Source organism: Mesorhizobium sp. WSM2240, assembly GCF_040438645.1.
Taxonomy (GTDB): Bacteria; Pseudomonadota; Alphaproteobacteria; order Rhizobiales; family Rhizobiaceae; genus Allomesorhizobium.
This window is the reverse complement of record NZ_CP159253.1, coordinates 5,447,196-5,465,284: the sequence shown is the minus strand read 5'-3', so window position 1 is coordinate 5,465,284 and position 18,089 is coordinate 5,447,196. Positions and strand designations below refer to the sequence as shown.

The window sequence follows — 18,089 nt, the reverse complement described above, 5'->3', positions numbered from 1 at the left end:
CGTGATTCTGTGGCTGCAATGCGAGAGGATCGGCGCCCGGAGCTTGGCGCCGAAACGCCTCGAACCTGCGCGGCCATCGCGCCGAACCGCCGCCATTCACACCCTCAGCGGGCATTGTGTAAAAAATTAAGCGCTTAAAACGGCCATCCGATACCGCTGTTATCGCAGCGGTTTTTCCGTGCAGCCCGAGCGCTGTCCCGGGATTTCTATGCACGCGCAGCCCTCCGGTCACCCCGTATCCTTCGTTTGAACCGCTGATGCCGGTTCAAACTGGATTCCCAAACCAGATCATTCGCGAATCTCGCCCAGAAACGCCTTCATCTCGGCCAGAATCCAGGTGCGGAAGGCGCTGACCTTCGGAGCGTTGCGGCGCGCCTCGGGATAGGCAAGCCAATAGGCGTGGCCGTCATTGCAGACGAGGTCGAAGGGCTGGAGAAGCCGTCCGGCGGCAAGGTCGGCGGCGAAGAAGGCGGGCGTCAGCATGGCGACGCCGCCGCCGGCGATCGCCACGCCGGCCTCGAGCGACTGCGAGCCCATGCGGCTGCGCGTCCGGTTGGCCAGTCCGTCGGTGGGCACGCCCGCCTCGGTCAGCCATTGTGTCCACCACGGGTCGTCGGGATCGACGATCGGCAGCCGTAGAAGGTCGGCCGGCTCTTTCACGCCGCCTATGCTTTCGGCGAGTTTTGGACTGAGCATCGGCGTGAAGTCTGTGTACATCAGCAAATGCGTCTCCAGCCCCGGCCATTTGCCGCCGCCGGCGCGGATCGCCACGTCGACTTCCTGCTGCGCGAAATCGACGAAACGCGGCGAGGTGTCGAGGCGCACGGCAAGCGTTGGATGCGCCATCTGGAACGAGCCGAGGTGCTGGGCCAGCCAGTGCGACGCAAAGGTCTGGACAGTGCTGATCGACAACGTGCCCTGCGCGCCGCTGCGGCCGGAGGCCCAGGCGGAGGCGATCGTCTCGAACGCCTCGGTGATCGCGGGCGCGAGCCGCTGGCCCGCTTCCGTCAGCGCGACCTGGCGCGGCCGGCGCAAGAAAAGCGCTGCGCCGAACCGCTCCTCCAAAACCTTCACCTGATAGCTGACTGCCGCCTGCGTCATGCCGAGCTCGTCCGCGGCCCTGGTGAAGCTCATATGCCGTGCAGCGGCCTCGAACGCCCGAAGCGCCTGGAGCGGAGGGAGTGGAGGGGACGGAGGGAGCGGAGGGCGTTGCGAAGCCATGATGGATTAAACTGCCTTATGCATGCCGATCGACATTCAATTGGAAACTAGCGCCTTTCACCTCCAAATTGAAGGCCGATGGATAAAGGGAGCAACCCTTGAAAAGGTTGTCGATACGATGACACATGCGACGGCACGGCTCGAACAAACCCATAGCGGATTCCTGAATTCATGGCTGGCGACGTGGTTTGCGCGGCGCGGCCGCCGCCAGGCGAGGCTGGATGTCAGGGACTTATCCGATCATCTAAAGCGCGACATGGGTTTTCTCGATGGAAATCCCGTGGGGCGGCGGAAGTGACGGCCAAGCGGTGATCTGTCTCATGCTCCGGCGCGGGTGTCCCTCCTAAGGAAGAACGCATCCTTACCCAGACTCTGATGTCGCCTCCGTTCCGGCATGATTCCCGACACTCTCCGCTCGTTCCTCGCTCATGAGGTCGGGAATGACGAATTGCGCTGATGACTCCGCCAATCTCCAGCGTTGGTGACTGGCCCCAAGCCCAGCGTTGGCAATTGCAGAAGGGCCCAGGAAGTCCGTCATTCCGACCTCGTGAGCGCGCGGAGCGAAGCGGAGAGTGTCGGGAATCCATCCCTCAACGCGGGGCGAATTAGAGTCGGCGCAGAACGGCCCCCGAAACGCCGCCGTGGCTTACAAGTGGCGACCAGTTCGCCCTGCCCGGCAAATGCCACAATGAACGTTATTCCGGGAACCCGGCATTAGCGGTTTGGGCCGAAAATGCTCGTGACCGATTTTTAAGCCCGGGGATGATCATGCCGGATTCCTACATTCCCGCCATCGGGCGGCGGCTTGTTCCGATGGCGGCTCTCTGCGCGACGCTCGCGCTTTCGGCCTGCCAGACCGGCGGATCCGTCGGCGACAGCGGCGGCGCGTCGGTGTCCGGCGTTTCCTATCTCACCGAGATCCGCACCTCGCACGGCCTGCCGCCTCTCGCCTATGATGCGCGGTTGGAAAAGGCGGCGCTGCAGCAGGCCGCCTATATGGCGCGGTCGGGCCGCATGGAGCACACCACCGGCTGGGGCAAGGATTTCGGCCGTCGCATGAAGAAGAACGGCGTCGATGCTCCCGCGGCAGAAAACATCGCCCAGGGCCGCATGGACATGGAGAAGCTGTTCTCCATGTGGCTGAACTCCTCCGGCCACCGCCGCAACATGCTCGACCCGCGCTTCAACCGCTTCGGCCTGGCCTATGCCGGCGAGGCGGACGGCCGCAAATACTGGGCGCTGGTCGTCGGGAAGTGACTATCCCGCCGCGAGCATGATCCCGAACCGAAGGTCGCGTCAGCGAAAGTTGCAGACTTTTCGGACAAGATCATGCGGCCAGACAATAATCTGGAGCCCGTTCCGATCCTATCGGAATGGGTCAGGCTTCAAGCAGCGCTTCGGCGGTGCGCTCGTCGGTGATCAGCCCGTTGATCAGCCGCCGTGTGGCAGCCGCCAGTATGCCTGCGATCTTGCGCTCGCCCATGGCCAGCGCGATGACCAGCGATTTTTCGCGCGACGGCAGCGGCGCCGAGGCGACGCGGTCATTGGTGATGCCTTCGATCAGCCGGCCCTCGCGGTCATAGGCCCAGCCGACGATCTCGGCCACCGCGCCGGCCTTCTGCAATGCCTTCAACTCGGCCTCGCTGATGAAGCCGTCCTCGTAGAGGGGCGCGTTCGGGCCGAGATCGCCTATGCCGATGAAGGTCACGTCGGCTCGGGCGGCGAGCGCCAGCGTCGGCTGGATCATCGGCTGGGAAAGCAGCATTTCGCGCTCCTCGGGCGAGGAGGCGATGACAGCCAGCGGCATCGGGAACGAGCGCGCCTTGATGCGGTCGGCCATGGTGAAGATGACGTTGTAGAAGGCGGCTGAGCCGTCCGGCGAGATGTTGCCGGTCAAGGACACGACCTTGTGCTGCGGGCACTCCATGGAGGGCAGTTGCTCGATCGCCGCCTTCAGCGTGCGGCCGGTGCCGATCGCCATCACGATCGGCTCGGTCGAGCGCAGCCGCCGCTCGATCTCGGCGGCCGCCGCTTCCGCGACGCCGAGCGTCGTCGAGGTGGATGAAGGGTCGCTCGGCACGACTTCGACCAGATCGAGCGCGAAGCGCGCCTTCAGCCTGGACGCGAGATCGAGGCAATTTGCGATCGGATGGTCGACACGGACCTTGATCAGCCCTTCCGACACGGCGAGCGAAACCAGCCGCTGCGCGGTCTGCCGTGACACGCCGAGCTTCGCCGCGATCTGGTCCTGGGTGTTGCCGGCGACGTAATAGAGCCAGCCCGCCCGCGCCGCGTCGTCGAGCCGGGTGCTGCCGGTGTCCTGCCGGATATTCACGATCCTGTCCTGCCTCCTGCCCGTTTTGGCCCAGTCTCGCAGGGAATCGAAGAATGCGCAATTGCCAATGCGCGGCGGCAATTGTTCGCGCGCTACTTGAGCGCCGAGCGGAGCCTTTCGGTCGCGGCGTGGTCGATCCGGCCGTCGGCGCTCAGCGCCACGCCGAACATCTCCGCCGCCTGTTCGGGCGTATAGTACCCGAGCCTCACATCGCGCAGCACCAGCGCCGGATCGCGCTTGAACGGATCGCCGTAGCCGCCGCCGCCGGGTGTGCCGACCCGGACCCGGTCGCCGGCCTTCAGCGGAATGTCCTGTTCCTTGGACAGGTGCTTCGGCACATGCGGTTTGCCGTCGCGGAAGACGGTGACCGTGTTGACCGCGCCGTCCTTGCCGCCGCATGCGCCCTGCGGGCCGAAGCGGCCGTGATCCATGACGAAGGATGCCCGCGCCTCGCCCCTCAGGATCTCGACCTCGTAGGCGAGGCCGAAGCCGCCGCGATGCGCCCCCGCTCCGCCTGAGCCTTCGCGCAGCGCATAGTGGCGGTAGAGTACGGGATAGGCCTGCTCCATGATCTCGACCGGCGGCGATTTGGAAATGCCGATGGTGGAGCAGCCGTTGGAGAGGCCGTCATGCGCGACGTTGCCGCCATAGCCGCCACCGGAAATCTGGTACATGACATAGTCACGGCCGCGCGCCGGGTCGTTGCCGCCGAGTGCGAAATTGCCGCTGGAGCCAGCGGGCGCGGCGGTGACCTTGTCGGGCAGCGCCTGGACCATGGCCGCGAACACCGCCTCGGCGATGCGTTGGGACACTTCCGCGGCACAGCCCGAAACAGGCCGCGGATATTTCGCGTCGAGGAAGGTGCCTTCCGGCCGTTTGACGATCAGCGGCTCGAAGGCACCGGCGCTGATCGGCACATCCGGGAAGATGTGCCGCATGGCGAGATAGACGGAGGATAGCGTGGTGGCGAGCACGCTGTTCATCGGGCCGATGCAGGGCGGGCTGGATTCGGAAAAGTCGAAGGTGAGCGTGTCGCCGCGCTTCTCCACCGACAGGGCGATGGTCAGCGGCTGGTCGACCACGCCGTCGGAATCGACGAAAGCCTTCGATCGGTAGGTACCGTCGGCGATCGGCGCGATATGCGCCCGCATCTGCTCGGCCGCGCGCTTGCGCAGTTCCGAAATCGCTGCAAGCACCGTTTCGTCACCGTAACGATCCAGTATGGCAAAGAGCCTTTCCTGCCCGACATAGAGGGCAGCGGCTTGCGCTCGTATGTCGCCGATGCGCTGGTCGGCGACCCGGATGTTGGAGCAAATGATCGCGTAGATTTCCGGATCGAGTTTTTTGTTCTTGAACAGCTTCACCGGCGGCAGGCGCAGCCCCTCCTGCTCCACGGCAGTCGCCGACGCCGAAAACCCGCCCGGCACCGAGCCGCCGATATCGGGCCAGTGGCCGGTATTGGACAGCCAGCAAAAAATCTTGCCGCCGCGCCAGACCGGCATGGCGAAGCGCACATCCATCAGATGCGTGCCGCCGAGATAGGGATCGTTGACGATATAGATGTCGCCTTCTTCCGGAGGCAGGCAGCGGCCGTCGGCGATCATCTCCATGATCGTCTTCGTCGAATATTGCATAACCCCGACGAAGACCGGCAGCCCTTGCGAACCCTGCGCGATCAGGGAGCCGTCCTCTGCCGAATAGATACCGTCGGAGCGATCGTTGGCTTCGGCGATGACCGGCGAAAACGCGGCTCGGCTGAAAGTCAGGTCCATCTCGTCGCAGGTTTGCTGGAGCGCAGCCTGGATGACGGAAAGAGTGATGGCGTCGAGCGAGGTCATGTTCCGACTCTGGCGATCATGGCTTCCCAACCTCGATAACAATATTCCCGTCTGCGTCGGTCTTGGCCCAGTCACCGGGCTCCAGAACGGTGGTTGCGTCCATCTGCTCGAGGATCGCCGGCCCCTGTATCACCGCGTCGAGCGGCAGTTTTTCGCGCGAATACACCGGCGTTTCATGCCAAACTCCTTCATACCAAACCGGGCGGATTTCGCGGAGCGCGGCTTCCAGCGTCTGGGCACGTCCGTCCGGGTCGATCAGTCGCGACAGGTCGACCGCCGGGCGCACGCCGATAACCGAGGTGTTGAGATTGACCAGATTGGCGCGGATTTCCGGTAGCGCGACCTTGAAGCGCGCGAAATAGGCTTCTTCGAACAGGCGCTGCAGCAGGTCCCGGCCGGCATCGACCGAGGGAAGAGGGATGTTGAGGATGTGGGTCTGGCCGACGAACTGCATGTCGGCGGAGTGCGAAAAGCGGATTGTCTCGGGCTGCACCGCTTCCTTGGCGATGAGCGCCGCGCCCTCGGCGCGATGGCGCTCCAGGATTTCCCTGACCCTCGCCTCCTCGATCGTCGCCACCGGCTGGTTGACGGTATTGACGAAATCGTGGCGCAGATCGGCGACGACGCAGCCGAGCGCATTGGTGATGCCGGGGCGGGCCGGGACCAGCACCTTCGGCAGGCCGAGCTCGCGGGCGAGCGCCGTGGCATGCAGCGGGCCTGCTCCGCCGAAGGCGAAGAGCGCGAAATCGCGCGGGTCGTGGCCGCGCGATACCGAAACCATGCGGATCGCGCCGGCCATTTTCAGGTTTCCTAGACGCAGCACCGCGCCGGCCGCTTCGACGCCGGACAGGCCGGTCGGTGCGCCTATCCGCTCCTCGAAAATCGAGCGGACGTGGTCGACGGTCACGGGATTTTCCACGGCCAAAAGCTTCTTCGGATCGAGCCGGCCGAGCACAAGATTGGCGTCGGTGATTGTCGGCTCGGTCCCGCCGCGGCGGTAGCAGATCGGGCCGGGATTTGCGCCGGCGCTTTCCGGGCCGACGCGGATCAGGCCGGAAGCGTCGACCCTGGCGATCGAGCCGCCGCCGGCGCCGACCGTATGTACCGCAACCATCGGCACATGGATGGGCATGGCGTATTCGATCTCGGTCTCGTTCGATACCGCCGGTTCGGCGTTCTGGATAAGCGCGACATCGGTCGAGGTTCCGCCCATGTCGTAGGTGACGAGATTTTCGTAGCCGGCGCGCTTGCCGGTATAGGCGGCGGCGATGACGCCGGATGCCGGGCCGGACATCACTGTCTTCGCCGATTCCTGGGTGACAAAGCGGGCGGAGATCATGCCGCCATTGCCGTTCATGATGAGGAAGTCGCGGGCGTAGCCTCTCGCCTCCAGTTCGCGCCGCAGCCGCTCGACATAGCGCTCCAGAATCGGCTGCACCGAGGCGTTGACCGATGCGGTAACGCCCCGCTCGAATTCGCGTGCTTCCGAAAGCAGCGCGTGGCCGGTGGTGATATAGCCATTCGGCCAGAGTTCCGCGGCGATTTCTGCGGCCCTGCGCTCGTGCTCCGGGTTGGCGTAGGAGTGAAGAAAGTGGATGACAAGGGACTCGCAGCCGGCTGCGAGCAGCGCCGAGACCGCCGCCCGTACCTCGTCCTCGTCGAGCGGGATGCGCACCGCGCCCGACGCCTCTACCCGCTCGGAAACCTCCAGCCTGAGGTCGCGCGGGATGACGGGAACGAAGACGCCCGTCATGCCGTAAGCCTGCGGCCGGGTGCGCCGGCCAAGCTCGATCACGTCACGAAAGCCGCGCGTGGTGATCATGCCCGTCTTTGCCAGCCGGCGTTCCAGCACGGCATTGGTGGTGGTGGTCGTGCCGTGTACGATCAGGTCGATTTTCTCGACCGGGAATTTGGTGTCGGCCAGTGCGGCCACCACGCCGAAGGCCTGGTTGTCGACGGTTGTCGGCGTCTTGGCGATGTGGACCCTGCCGCCACCACGCCCGTCGATCAGCAGAAGATCGGTGAAGGTGCCGCCGACATCGATGCCGGCGACGACATTGCCCGCGTTTGCCGGAAAATTCTCAGCCATGCGCCAAACCCGAAATGCCCGGACTAAGGATGCGGCGCAGTTTGGAAGAGTGTTTCCCGCCGCTATCTTGACCTGAATATCGTTTGTACACTAATAAGTTTGCTAGACAAGAGTTTCCCGCTTCGGGATTTTTTGCGGCGCCCCGACCGAATGGCTTGGCGGCGCAGCGGCAGGAATTTGCCGTCAGGACAAAGGCTTGGGTTCATGAATACTGCAGCAGCCCTGAACGTCAACGAGGCAAAGCCGCTCGGCTTTCCAATCCCGGCCAATGTCTATGCCGAAACCGTGGTGTCGGTGAAGCACTATACCGACCGGCTGTTTTCGTTCCGCATCACCCGCCCGCAGTCGCTGCGCTTCCGCTCCGGCGAGTTCGTCATGATCGGCCTGCCCAACGCCGAGAAGCCGGTGTTTCGCGCCTATTCCGTCGCCAGCCCGAACTGGGACAAGGAGCTGGAATTCTTCTCGATCAAGGTGCCGGATGGGCCGCTGACCTCCGAACTGCAGAAGATCCAGCCTGGCGATACGGTGCTGATGCGCCAGAAATCTACCGGCACGCTGGTGGTCGACGCGCTGACGCCGGCCAAGCGGCTGTTCATGATCTCCACCGGCACGGGCATTGCGCCTTTCGCCAGCCTGCTGCGCGACCCGGAGACCTATGAAAAGTTCGAGCAGGTCATTCTCACCCATACCTGCCGCGACATAGCTGAACTGGCCTATGGCCGCGAACTCTATGACGAACTCGAAAACGATCCGCTAATCGGCGAGTTGACCGGCGGCCGCGTCACGCTCTATTCGACGACGACGCGCGAGCCGTCCGAGTTTATGGGCCGCATCACCTCCCTGATCGGTTCCGGCAAGTTTTACGCGGACCTCGGCATCGAAAAGCTCGATCCGGCAACCGACCGCGTCATGATCTGCGGCTCGATGCACATGCTGAAGGACGTCAAGGAACTGGTCGAAAGCCTCGGCTTCGTCGAAGGCTCGCTCAGCCATCCCGGCAGCTTCGTCGTGGAGCGCGCCTTCGTCGGCTGACGTGCCGGCGGGCGCAGCGTTGCGTCCGGCCTGTCCTTTCCGGGAACTTTGCCATATATCGCCTCGTCCGGGTAAGGGCGGCGGGCTGACTCGCGGAACGGTTCCCAAGGAGGCGACCTGCAATGCTAGACAATCTTTCCCGTTATCAACCGCAGGCGCTCGCGGTGCTGCGCATCATGGCCGCGCTGTTGTTCATCGAGCATGGCACGCAGAAGCTGATCGGATTCCCGCCGTCCACCATGGAAGGCGGAGCCGGCGAATTGGGCGGCCTGATGCTGGTCACCGCCATATTGGAGGCCTTCGGCGGCTTTCTGATCCTGATCGGCTTCCTGACGCGGCCGGTGGCATTCATCCTGTCCGGCTTCATGGCCGTCGCCTATTTCATGGCGCATGCGCCGCAGAATTTCTTCCCCGTCAACAATATGGGCGACGCGGCCATCCTGTACTGCTTCATTTACCTCTATCTGTTCGTCGCCGGACCGGGCGTTTGGAGCGTCGATTCGGCGCGGCGCGCCGTGGCCACCACTGGATAGTCGCACCGTCCGCGCTAGTATCTGCTCCCACTGGTGAAGAGGGAGCGCAATGTCTGTCGTCGATGTGATCTGCGGAGCCATTGCGGAACGGCGCCTGCTTTCCTTCACCTATAAGTCCGAAGCGCGGATCGCCGAGCCCTTCATCCTCGGCTATGACGAGCATGGCGAACTGGTTCTTTCGGCCGTGCAGACAGCGGGCGGCAGCGGCGTCGGTTTCCGCACCTTCCCGATCGACGGCGTGACATCGCTGAAAGCTATGGAACAGAAGTTCTCAGGCTTCAGGCCGGAATACAATCGCCGCGACCGGTTCTTCGCGCGGATCATCTGCCAGGTTTAGCCCCGAGGTTAGTGCCGCCCCTCATGCCGGCACCTTCTCCCCGTACAGAGACGGGGAGAAGGGATAAACGGCAACGCTGCGGACAGCGCCGCAATCCCTCTCCTTGATATCGGCCCATGATGGCGGGTAGAACAGGGGCGGCTTCGGCCGGGATCGCGAGGACAGGCACACATGACCAAGGCTGCGGCGGATTTGAAGGCGGAGGCTCCTCCGGTTACGGCGCTGCCCGTGCGCGTGGCGGCCAACGCGCCAGCCGAGACCCATGGCATTGCCCGCAATCCGGGCATGAAGCTCGATCTCGGCTTCCTGGAGTCGATGCGCAACGTCAACCGCTCGGCGCTGGAGCGCCGTGTCGCCAGCCTGACCAAGCGCCGCTCGATCAAGGCAGACAACCAGGCGGCATGGCTGCTGCGGTCGATCTCGCTGATGGACCTTACGACACTGAATTCCAACGATACCGACGAGCGCGTGCGTCGGCTCTGCGCCAAGGCGATCAACCCGTTGCGGGCCGACATCGTCGAGGGGCTCGGCCTCGGAGACCAGAAAATCCGGCCGGCTGCGGTTTGCGTCTACCACCCGTTTGTCGCCACCGCCGCCGACGCGGTAAAGGGCACGGGCATCAATGTGGCCGCGGTCTCGACTGCCTTTCCGCACGGGCTGTCGCCGCTGAAGACCCGGATTGCGGAAATCGAGGCTTCGGTCGCCGACGGTGCCGACGAGATCGACGTGGTCATCCCGCGCGGGCTGGTGTTCGGAGCCAAATGGCAGGAACTTTACGACGAGATCGTGGCGTTCCGCGCGGCGTGCGGGAATGCGCACCTGAAGGTGATCCTCGGTACGGGCGATCTCGCGACCCTGCGCAATGTCATGCTGGCATCGATGGTGGCGATGATGGCCGGCGCGGATTTCGTGAAGACCTCGACCGGCAAGGAAAGCGTCAACGCCACGCTGCCGGTGGGGCTGGCCATGGTTCGGTCGATCCGCGCTTATTTCGAGCACACCGGCTATCTCATCGGCTTCAAGCCGGCCGGCGGCATTTCGACGGCGAAGGCATCGCTCGACTGGCTGGTGCTGATGAAGGAAGAACTCGGCCGGCCGTGGCTGGAGCCGGAGCTTTTCCGCTTCGGCGCGTCGAGCCTGCTCACCGACATAGAGCTGCAGCTCGAGCATCATCTGACCGGGCGCTACTCGGCCAATCACAGACACGCGATGGCTTAGGCTTAGGGCGGTTCGGAGACCTGACATGAACATCCTCGAACGCTACCACGCGATGGATTACGCTCCCGCGCCGGAGTCCCGCAACGAGGCCGATGCGTGGCTGGCGGCCAGGGATTTTTCGAAATCGCTTTTCATCGGCGGCGAATGGAAGGCGGCTGCGGGCGGCAAGACGTTCGACACGAACGATCCGGCCACCGGCAAGCTGCTGGCGAAGGTTTCGGACGCGGGCGATGCCGATATCGACGCGGCGGTCGCGGCCGCAGCCAGGGCACTGCCGAGATGGAGCGCAAGCTCCGGCTACAGCCGAGCCAAGGTGCTTTACGCGATCGGCCGCGCCATGCAGCGCCATCAGCGGCTGTTCGCCGTGCTGGAATCGATCGACAATGGCAAGCCGATCCGCGAGAGCCGCGACATCGACGTGCCGCTGGCGATCCGCCATTTCATCCACCATGCCGGCTGGGCGCAGTCGCTGGATAGGGAATTTCCCGATCACAAGCCCGTCGGCGTCGTGGGCCAGATCATCCCGTGGAATTTCCCGCTGCTGATGCTTGCCTGGAAGATTGCGCCGGCGCTGGCCGCCGGCTGCACTGTCGTGCTGAAGCCGGCCGAGTTCACGCCGCTGACGGCCATCCTGTTCGCCGATATCTGCGAGCGCGCTGGCGTGCCGAAGGGCGTCGTCAACATATTGCCTGGCGGCCCGGATGCGGGCGCTGCCATCGTCAACCATTCCGGGGTGCAGAAGATCGCCTTCACCGGCTCGTCCGAGGTGGGAAAAATCATCCGCAAGGCGACCGCCGGGTCGGGCAAAAAGATATCTCTGGAGCTCGGCGGCAAATCGGCCTTCATCGTCTTTGAGGACGCCGATCTCGACAGCGCGGTCGAGGGCCTGGTCGACGGCATCTGGTTCAACCAGGGCCAGGTCTGCTGCGCCGGCTCGCGGCTGCTGGTGCAGGAGGGCGTCGCCGAAGCTTTTGTCGCCAAGGTCAAGACCCGGATGGCTCGGCTGCGCCTAGGCAGCCCGCTCGACAAGAACACCGACATCGGCCCGCTCGTCGACAAGACGCAGCTCGACCGCGTGCGCGGCCTGGTCGCCCAGGGCGCCAGCCAGGGCGCGGAATGCTGGCAGCCGGACTGTGCGCTGCCGTCGACAGGCTATTTCCACCTGCCGACGCTCGCAACCGGCGTCGCGCCGGCCAACATATTGGCGCAGGAGGAAGTGTTCGGCCCGGTGCTGGCGGCCATGACCTTCCGCACGACGGAAGAGGCGATCGAACTTGCCAACAACACGCGCTACGGCCTTGCCGCATCGGTGTGGAGCGAGAACATCAACCTCGCGCTGCACGCGGCGCCGCAGCTCAAGGCCGGCGTCGTCTGGATCAACGGCACCAACATGTTCGACGCCGCCTGCGGCTTCGGCGGCTATCGCGAGAGCGGCTTTGGACGCGAGGGCGGCCGCGAGGGCATGCACGAATATCTGGTAGCCAAGCTGCCGCTCGGTGCGCCGATCAAGCCGGCCGCTGCGCCTACTACAGCCAGCGAACGCGCCGATGGCGAAGGTCTCGGCATCGACCGCACGGCAAAGCTGTTCATCGGCGGCAAACAGGTGCGGCCCGACGGCAATTATTCGCTGGCCGTCGCCGACCGAAAGGGAAAGCTCGCCGGCGAAGTCGGGCTTGGCAACCGCAAGGACATCCGCGATGCGGTTTCGGCGGCGCGGGGAGCGAAAGCCTGGGCCGAGGCGACCGGCTACAACCGAAGCCAAGTGCTCTATTTCCTGGCCGAAAATCTTTCCGGCCGCGCCGACGAATTTGCGGCAAGGCTGGTTCAGTTGACCGGCGCGAGCGCCAAAGCCGCACGCGAAGAGGTGGAACTGTCGATCGAGCGGCTCTTCTCGTTCGCCGGCATGGCGGACAAGTTCGAAGGGCGGGTGCATGCGCCGCCGGCTCGCGCCGTCACTCTGGCGCTGCATGAGCCGGTCGGGGTGATCGGCATCGCGGCCGACGACGAAGCGCCGCTGCTCGGCCTGATTTCGCTGATCGCTCCCGCGCTCGCCATGGGCAATACAGTGGTGGCCGTTCCGAGCCAGAAATATCCGCTGCTTGCGACCGACCTCTATCAGGTCATCGAATATTCCGACGTGCCTGCCGGTGCTATCAACATCGTGACCGGCAAAACCGCCGAACTGGCCGGCGTGCTGGCCAGGCACGACGATGTCGACGGGCTGTGGATCGTCGCCGATTCCGATGTCTGCAAGTCGGCCGAAGCCGAATCTATCGGCAATCTCAAGCGGGTCTGGACCAGCAATGGCCGCTCCGTCGACTGGACGTCCGATCTTGTTGCGGGGGATGCGTTTCTGAGGCGGGCTGTCGAGGTGAAGAACGTCTGGGTGCCTTACGGGGATTAAGGCGCCCGGGCGCTATTCCATCTTCGCCCCAGCCCCAGCCGCCAGATCCGGTCGGCATTTCGCCAAAACAGTTTCTCGCGCTCCCCGTTGGAGCAGCCTGAAAGCAGCGCATGGGTGGCACTTGTCCAGGCAAGCAAGCCGCCGCCCAGCGTACAGACGGGCCAGTCGCTGCCCCACACCACGCGGTCCCAGCCGAAGCTCTCGATGATGTGCTCGACATAGGGTCGCAGCGTCTCGACCGTCCAGCCGTCGGGATCGGCATAGGCGACGATGCCGGAAATCTTTGCGGTGACATTCTCCCGCCTCGCGAGATCCGTGATGCCTTCCCGCCAGGCAGAAAAATCGCCGCCGCGAATGTCCGGCACGCCACAATGATCGAGGATGAAGCGCACCTCCCGCGCCGCGTCGGCAAGCGCCATCGCCCGCGGCAACTGATGGCCGTGGACATGCGCGTCGAAAGTCAGCCTTGTTCCGGCGAGGCGGCGGATGTTCTCAACGAAGATGTTGTTGTCGGAAACGCCGTCCGGCAGCGGGTTGATGAGACGGCGGAAACCCAGGACGAACGGATCGGCGAGATGCCGCTCGAGAAGAGCGGCAAAGCCCGGCTCCTCCGGCCGGCAGGCGGCGATGCAACCACGGATCAGGCTCTCCGGCTGCCGCGATTGTTCGTCGGCAAAGGCGATTTCCGCCTCGATCTGGTCAGGCGCTACATCCACTTCCATGTGGATAGCGTCGGAGATGCCGGCGCGCAGCGCCTGGCGCTTGTACTCGGCATAGAGGAAGTCGCGGTCGAGCGCCGGAACCTCGGCAAGCCACGGATAGCTGAGGCGCGATCTGTTGATGATGTGAAGATGCGTGTCGACCAGCATGGCTCTCTCCCGTTCTCCCCAGGACCGGCCAAATTCATAGACGAGGAAAGCCGCACCGCAAGCCTCACTCAGGCTTGACGGCAAAAAAGCTGTTCTTTACCGATAAACAGACACGTTCGCCGCCAGGCGCTCCTCTCCGCGTGCTGGCCGCGTTGACGAATCCGGCGTGCAAACCTACGACTGCGCCAGGAGAGGAAATGGCGATGACGGGAAATCTGGCGGGCAAGACGGTTCTGGTCACTGCGGCGGCGCAAGGCATCGGCCGGGCGACCGCGCTCGCCTTCGCGCGCGCCGGCGCGACCGTGCATGCGACCGACATCAATGAGAAGCTGCTTGCCGAACTTGGCCGCGAGGGCGGGCTTTCGGTGCAAAGGCTCGACGTTCTCGACGATGCGACGGTCGCCAATGCCTTGGCCGCTATCGGCCCGGTCGACGTGCTGTTCAACTGCGCCGGCTTCGTCCATGCCGGCACGATCCTCGACATGAAAGAGGGCGACCTCGATTTCGCCTTCGACCTCAATGTGAAATCGATGGTGAGAACCATTCGCGCCGTGCTGCCCGGCATGATCGCGCGCGGCGGCGGCGCCATCATCAACATGGCTTCGGTCGCTTCCAGCATCAAAGGCGTTCCGAACCGCTTCGCCTACTCCACCACGAAAGCGGCGGTGATCGGCCTGACCAAATCGGTCGCCGCGGACTTCGTCGGCCAGGGCATACGCTGCAACGCCATCTGCCCGGGAACGGTCGAAAGCCCCTCGCTGGAGGACCGCATGCGGGCGCAGGGCGACTATGAGGCCGCGCGCGCCGCCTTCATCGCGCGCCAGCCTATGGGCCGCCTCGGCACGCCCGAGGAAATAGCCGACCTCGCCGTCTATCTCGCCGGCGCGACCTATACGACCGGCCAAGCCTATGCCATCGATGGCGGCATGGCGATCTGATCTTTCTCAAGGAGTTCGATGTGAAACTGGTTCGATATGGAGAGGCCGGCAGCGAACGGCCGGGCGTGGTCGGCGCGGATGGAAAGATCCGTGATATGTCGGCGCATGTGGCCGACATAGGCGGATCGGCGCTCGATCCACGATCGCTTGCGGACATGGCCCGCATCGATCCGGCAACGCTGCCGCCGGTCGACGGCAGTCCTCGGATCGGCCCCTGCGTGACGGGCACCGGCAAATTCATCTGCATCGGCCTCAACTATTCCGATCACGCCGCAGAGACGGGCGCGACCGTTCCTCCGGAGCCGATCATCTTCATGAAGGCCACGTCGGCGATCGTCGGTCCCAATGACGATCTTCTGATCCCGCGCGGGTCGGAAAAGACCGACTGGGAGGTCGAACTCGGCATCGTCATCGGCAGGCAAGCGAAATACGTCTCCGAGGCCGAGGCCTTGGATTACGTCGCCGGCTACTGCGTCGTCCACGATGTCAGCGAGCGCGCCTTCCAGATCGAGCGCTCGGGCCAGTGGACCAAGGGCAAGAGCTGCGACACGTTCGGCCCGACAGGACCTTGGCTGGTGACCAAGGACGAGGTTCCCGACCCGCAAAACCTGAAGATGTGGCTGACGGTCAATGGCGAATTCATGCAGGACGGCTCGACCAGGACCATGGTCTTCGGGGCGTCGTATCTGGTCTCTTATCTCAGCCAGTTCATGTCCCTGATGCCCGGCGACATCATCTCTACCGGCACGCCGCCCGGCGTCGGCATGGGCATGAAGCCGCCGCGCTACCTGAAGGCCGGAGACGTGGTGGAACTCGGCATCGAGGGGCTCGGATCGCAGCGCCAGCTGGTTCGCGCCGACGGGTAGTATTGCGAGGCGCCTCCCTCCCCGGGCTGGCAGCGCGAGGCGTGTCTTCTGGCGGCGCAAATAGGCGAGCGCTGCCGCACCGACCCGCCCGCCTCGCTTCGCTCGGCACCCTCCCTCAAGGGAGCGGAAAAATTGCCAGTTCCGGATCGAGCGTGAACAATTCCTGGGCGCGACCGACACCGCGCAATGCGTAGCGGCCGACAGAGACGAGCTTTGCCCCCTCCGCCTCGGGCAGCGACTCGCGGAATGCGGCTGAAAAAAGAACGTATCGATCGGCCGAACTGCACATCGAGGCGATGCGGCTTACCTCGTTCACCGCCTGGCCGACGACGGTGAAGTCGAGGCGGTCCTTGCTGCCGATGTTGCCGTAAAAGACATCGCCTATATGCAGCCCGAGATAGATCGAGGTGGTCGGTGTTCCTTCTGCTTCGCGGCGCCGGTTCAGATCTACCAACCGCAGCCTCAGATCCGCCTCGGCCCGCAGCGCCGAGCGGCAGGCCTCCTCGGGATCGTCGGCCGTGAAGATCGCGAGCGTGCCGTCGCCGATAAGCTTGAGCACGTCGCCACCAGCTCCATGAACGGCTGAAATGACCGCCTCGGCATAATCGTCCAAGAGCGGGATCAACTGGTCGGAGGCGATGCTTTCAGAAAGGGCGGTGTAGCCCTGCATGTCCGAGAACCAAAGTACGGCGTTTATCTTCTCGACCACGCCGCGCGACATCCGGCCCTGGAGCACGCGCCGACCGGCGTCGCGGCCGAGATAGGCTTCGACCAGCGATTCCGCGACCCGCGCCAGCGACGTCGACTTGATCGCCAGACCGAGCGCCGGCGCCAGCCTGCGCAGCGCGTCGAGATCGGCATTGCTGAACCCACCGGCTCGGGATGTAGACCAGCGCGACATGAAGCAGTCCATCTCGCCGATGGCCGCCTCGCGGTTGAAGCGCTGGATCATCGCGAAATAGTCGGTCTGGCCTTTCTGCGTCAACTCTTCCAGGATCGGGAACCCGCCTGTTTCGCCCAATTCGATGCGACAACGCAGCTCGTCGTCGCCGCTTTGAAGGAGATGGTAGAATGGGCTTCTACGCCAGCTTTCTTCGTTGCCGCTTGCTGCGGTCGGCTCGTATTCCGTCACGCGGGCATCGAGAGGATTGTCGCCGCTCCAGAAGAAGACGCGTCCCTCATAAACCGGATGCAGCGTATCGATGATCGCCGTCCCATCCGAAATTCCGAGACCCGCATCGACGCAGCGCGTGCAGAATCCCTGCAACAGGCTCGTCTCGTCGTCGCCAGCCAGACCGCGCCGAACGATCCAGTCAGCTATGCCGGCAATCTTGGCGTGGTCCATCCTCGTCCTCGTGGTTCTTGCGATTCAGACGATGCGATGAACAAGGCCCGCTTTCAAGCCAGCGTGCGGCCGTCCGCGCCGAAGCGATAGGTTCTGGCCGGATCGGGCGTGGCATAGATCGCTGCGCCCGGCTCCGCATCGTAGACGCCGAAAATACGCACCGTCAGCAGGCCGGCTTTTTCCGTGTCGATATAGAGGTTGGTGTCGGCGCCGAGATGTTCGGCATGGATGACGGTGCCTTTCCAGGTGCCGGCATTGGGGTCGACGGTGATGTGTTCGGGGCGGACGCCGAGGGTTTTTGCAGTCTCGCCAAGGCGCGCACCGTCGATGAAGTTCATCTTGGGCGAGCCGATGAAGCCGGCCACGAATTCGTTTGCCGGCGAATTGTATAGCTCCATCGGCGCGCCGACCTGCTCGATCTGGCCGTTGTTGAGCACGACGATCTTGTCGGCCAGGGTCATCGCCTCGACTTGGTCATGGGTAACGTAAATCATGGTCGCGGCGAGCCGGCGGTGAAGCTGGGCGATCTCCAGCCTAGTGTTGACGCGCAGCGCCGCGTCGAGGTTCGACAGCGGCTCGTCGAACAGGAAAAGCTTGGGTTCGCGCACCACTGCCCGGCCGATCGCGACACGCTGGCGCTGGCCGCCGGAGAGTTCAGCAGGCCGGCGCTCGAGATAGGGCTCGAGCGATAGCATCGACGAGGCGACGCCGACGCGACGCGCGATCTCGTCGGCCGGTGCGCCGGCCTGCTTGAGGCCAAGGCTCATATTGTTCTTCACGGTCAAATGCGGGTAGAGCGCATAGGTCTGGAACACCATGGCGATGCCGCGCTTGGCCGGCGGCACGTTGCCGACATTGACGCCGTCGATCAGCACTCCGCCTGAGGTCAAATCCTCGAGCCCCGCAATGATGCGGAGCAGCGTGGACTTGCCGCAGCCTGACGGGCCGACGAAGACGACGAACTCGCCGTCCTTCACTTCGAGGTCGATGCCTTTCAGGACCTCGACCGCGCCAAAGGATTTCTTGATGTTTTCGATTTTCAGCGAGCCCACGGCTAATCCGAT

At 64.2% G+C, this 18,089-nt stretch carries 16 protein-coding genes; 9 read left to right on the top strand and 7 right to left on the bottom strand.

Going from position 1 to position 18,089, the window contains the following annotated elements; all coding sequences use genetic code 11:
• Positions 1-288: 288 nt before the first annotated feature.
• Complete coding sequence (locus tag ABVK50_RS27200; protein WP_353643623.1) at positions 289-1,134, bottom strand: LysR substrate-binding domain-containing protein; 846 nt, start codon at positions 1,132-1,134, stop codon at positions 289-291.
• A gap of 109 nt (positions 1,135-1,243) precedes the next feature.
• Between ABVK50_RS27200 and ABVK50_RS27195 the strand changes: the two genes are divergently transcribed.
• Together ABVK50_RS27195 and ABVK50_RS27190 are read left to right on the top strand one after the other, a co-directional pair.
• The gene (locus ABVK50_RS27195) at positions 1,244-1,519 is read left to right on the top strand and encodes a hypothetical protein (RefSeq protein WP_353643624.1); all 276 of its coding nucleotides are present in this window, start codon (positions 1,244-1,246) and stop codon (positions 1,517-1,519) included.
• 470 nt (positions 1,520-1,989) lie between these two features.
• Positions 1,990-2,478, top strand: a complete 489-nt coding sequence (locus ABVK50_RS27190) for a CAP domain-containing protein (protein ID WP_353643625.1) — start codon at positions 1,990-1,992, stop codon at positions 2,476-2,478.
• 121 nt (positions 2,479-2,599) lie between these two features.
• Here ABVK50_RS27190 and ABVK50_RS27185 read toward each other — a convergent pair whose 3' ends face one another.
• The 3 genes from ABVK50_RS27185 to ABVK50_RS27175 form a co-directional block, all read right to left on the bottom strand.
• Positions 2,600-3,556: a sugar-binding transcriptional regulator gene (locus ABVK50_RS27185; RefSeq protein ID WP_353643626.1), complete on the bottom strand. Its 957-nt coding sequence runs from the start codon at positions 3,554-3,556 to the stop codon at positions 2,600-2,602.
• A gap of 92 nt (positions 3,557-3,648) precedes the next feature.
• A complete protein-coding gene (locus tag ABVK50_RS27180) occupies positions 3,649-5,394 on the bottom strand; it encodes a hydantoinase B/oxoprolinase family protein (protein WP_353643627.1) in 1,746 nt (581 codons plus the stop codon).
• A 16-nt stretch (positions 5,395-5,410) separates the two neighbouring features.
• On the bottom strand, positions 5,411-7,483 hold the full coding sequence (locus ABVK50_RS27175; protein ID WP_353643628.1) for a hydantoinase/oxoprolinase family protein: 2,073 nt from the start codon (positions 7,481-7,483) through the stop codon (positions 5,411-5,413).
• A gap of 204 nt (positions 7,484-7,687) precedes the next feature.
• Between ABVK50_RS27175 and ABVK50_RS27170 the strand changes: the two genes are divergently transcribed.
• The 5 genes from ABVK50_RS27170 (at position 7,688) to ABVK50_RS27150 (ending at position 13,007) form a co-directional block, all read left to right on the top strand.
• Complete coding sequence (locus ABVK50_RS27170) at positions 7,688-8,515, top strand: ferredoxin--NADP reductase (protein ID WP_353643629.1); 828 nt, start codon at positions 7,688-7,690, stop codon at positions 8,513-8,515.
• Between the two features lie 122 nt (positions 8,516-8,637).
• Complete coding sequence (locus tag ABVK50_RS27165; protein ID WP_353643630.1) at positions 8,638-9,048, top strand: DoxX family protein; 411 nt, start codon at positions 8,638-8,640, stop codon at positions 9,046-9,048.
• A gap of 49 nt (positions 9,049-9,097) precedes the next feature.
• Complete coding sequence (locus ABVK50_RS27160) at positions 9,098-9,385, top strand: hypothetical protein (RefSeq protein WP_353643631.1); 288 nt, start codon at positions 9,098-9,100, stop codon at positions 9,383-9,385.
• A 171-nt stretch (positions 9,386-9,556) separates the two neighbouring features.
• On the top strand, positions 9,557-10,603 hold the full coding sequence (gene deoC, locus ABVK50_RS27155) for a deoxyribose-phosphate aldolase (protein ID WP_353643632.1): 1,047 nt from the start codon (positions 9,557-9,559) through the stop codon (positions 10,601-10,603).
• Positions 10,604-10,628: 25 nt separating this feature from the next.
• Positions 10,629-13,007, top strand: a complete 2,379-nt coding sequence (locus ABVK50_RS27150) for an aldehyde dehydrogenase family protein (protein WP_353643633.1) — start codon at positions 10,629-10,631, stop codon at positions 13,005-13,007.
• Here the strand turns inward: ABVK50_RS27150 and ABVK50_RS27145 are convergent.
• Positions 13,004-13,876, bottom strand: coding sequence for an amidohydrolase (locus ABVK50_RS27145; protein WP_353643634.1), 873 nt, complete (start codon positions 13,874-13,876; stop codon positions 13,004-13,006). The two genes, ABVK50_RS27150 and ABVK50_RS27145, sit on opposite strands and share 4 nt — an antisense overlap.
• Positions 13,877-14,079: 203 nt before the next feature.
• Here ABVK50_RS27145 and ABVK50_RS27140 point away from each other — a divergent pair, with 203 nt between their 5' ends.
• Complete coding sequence (locus ABVK50_RS27140; RefSeq protein ID WP_353643635.1) at positions 14,080-14,814, top strand: SDR family oxidoreductase; 735 nt, start codon at positions 14,080-14,082, stop codon at positions 14,812-14,814.
• A 20-nt stretch (positions 14,815-14,834) separates the two neighbouring features.
• Positions 14,835-15,680, top strand: a complete 846-nt coding sequence (locus tag ABVK50_RS27135) for a fumarylacetoacetate hydrolase family protein (RefSeq protein WP_353643636.1) — start codon at positions 14,835-14,837, stop codon at positions 15,678-15,680.
• Between the two features lie 115 nt (positions 15,681-15,795).
• On the opposite strand, the gene ABVK50_RS27130 is transcribed toward ABVK50_RS27135, so the two are convergent.
• Both ABVK50_RS27130 and ABVK50_RS27125 read right to left on the bottom strand, forming a co-directional pair.
• Complete coding sequence (locus tag ABVK50_RS27130; protein ID WP_353643637.1) at positions 15,796-17,025, bottom strand: adenylate/guanylate cyclase domain-containing protein; 1,230 nt, start codon at positions 17,023-17,025, stop codon at positions 15,796-15,798.
• A 53-nt stretch (positions 17,026-17,078) separates the two neighbouring features.
• Positions 17,079-18,077, bottom strand: coding sequence for an ABC transporter ATP-binding protein (locus tag ABVK50_RS27125; RefSeq protein WP_353643638.1), 999 nt, complete (start codon positions 18,075-18,077; stop codon positions 17,079-17,081).
• Positions 18,078-18,089: the final 12 nt, after the last annotated feature.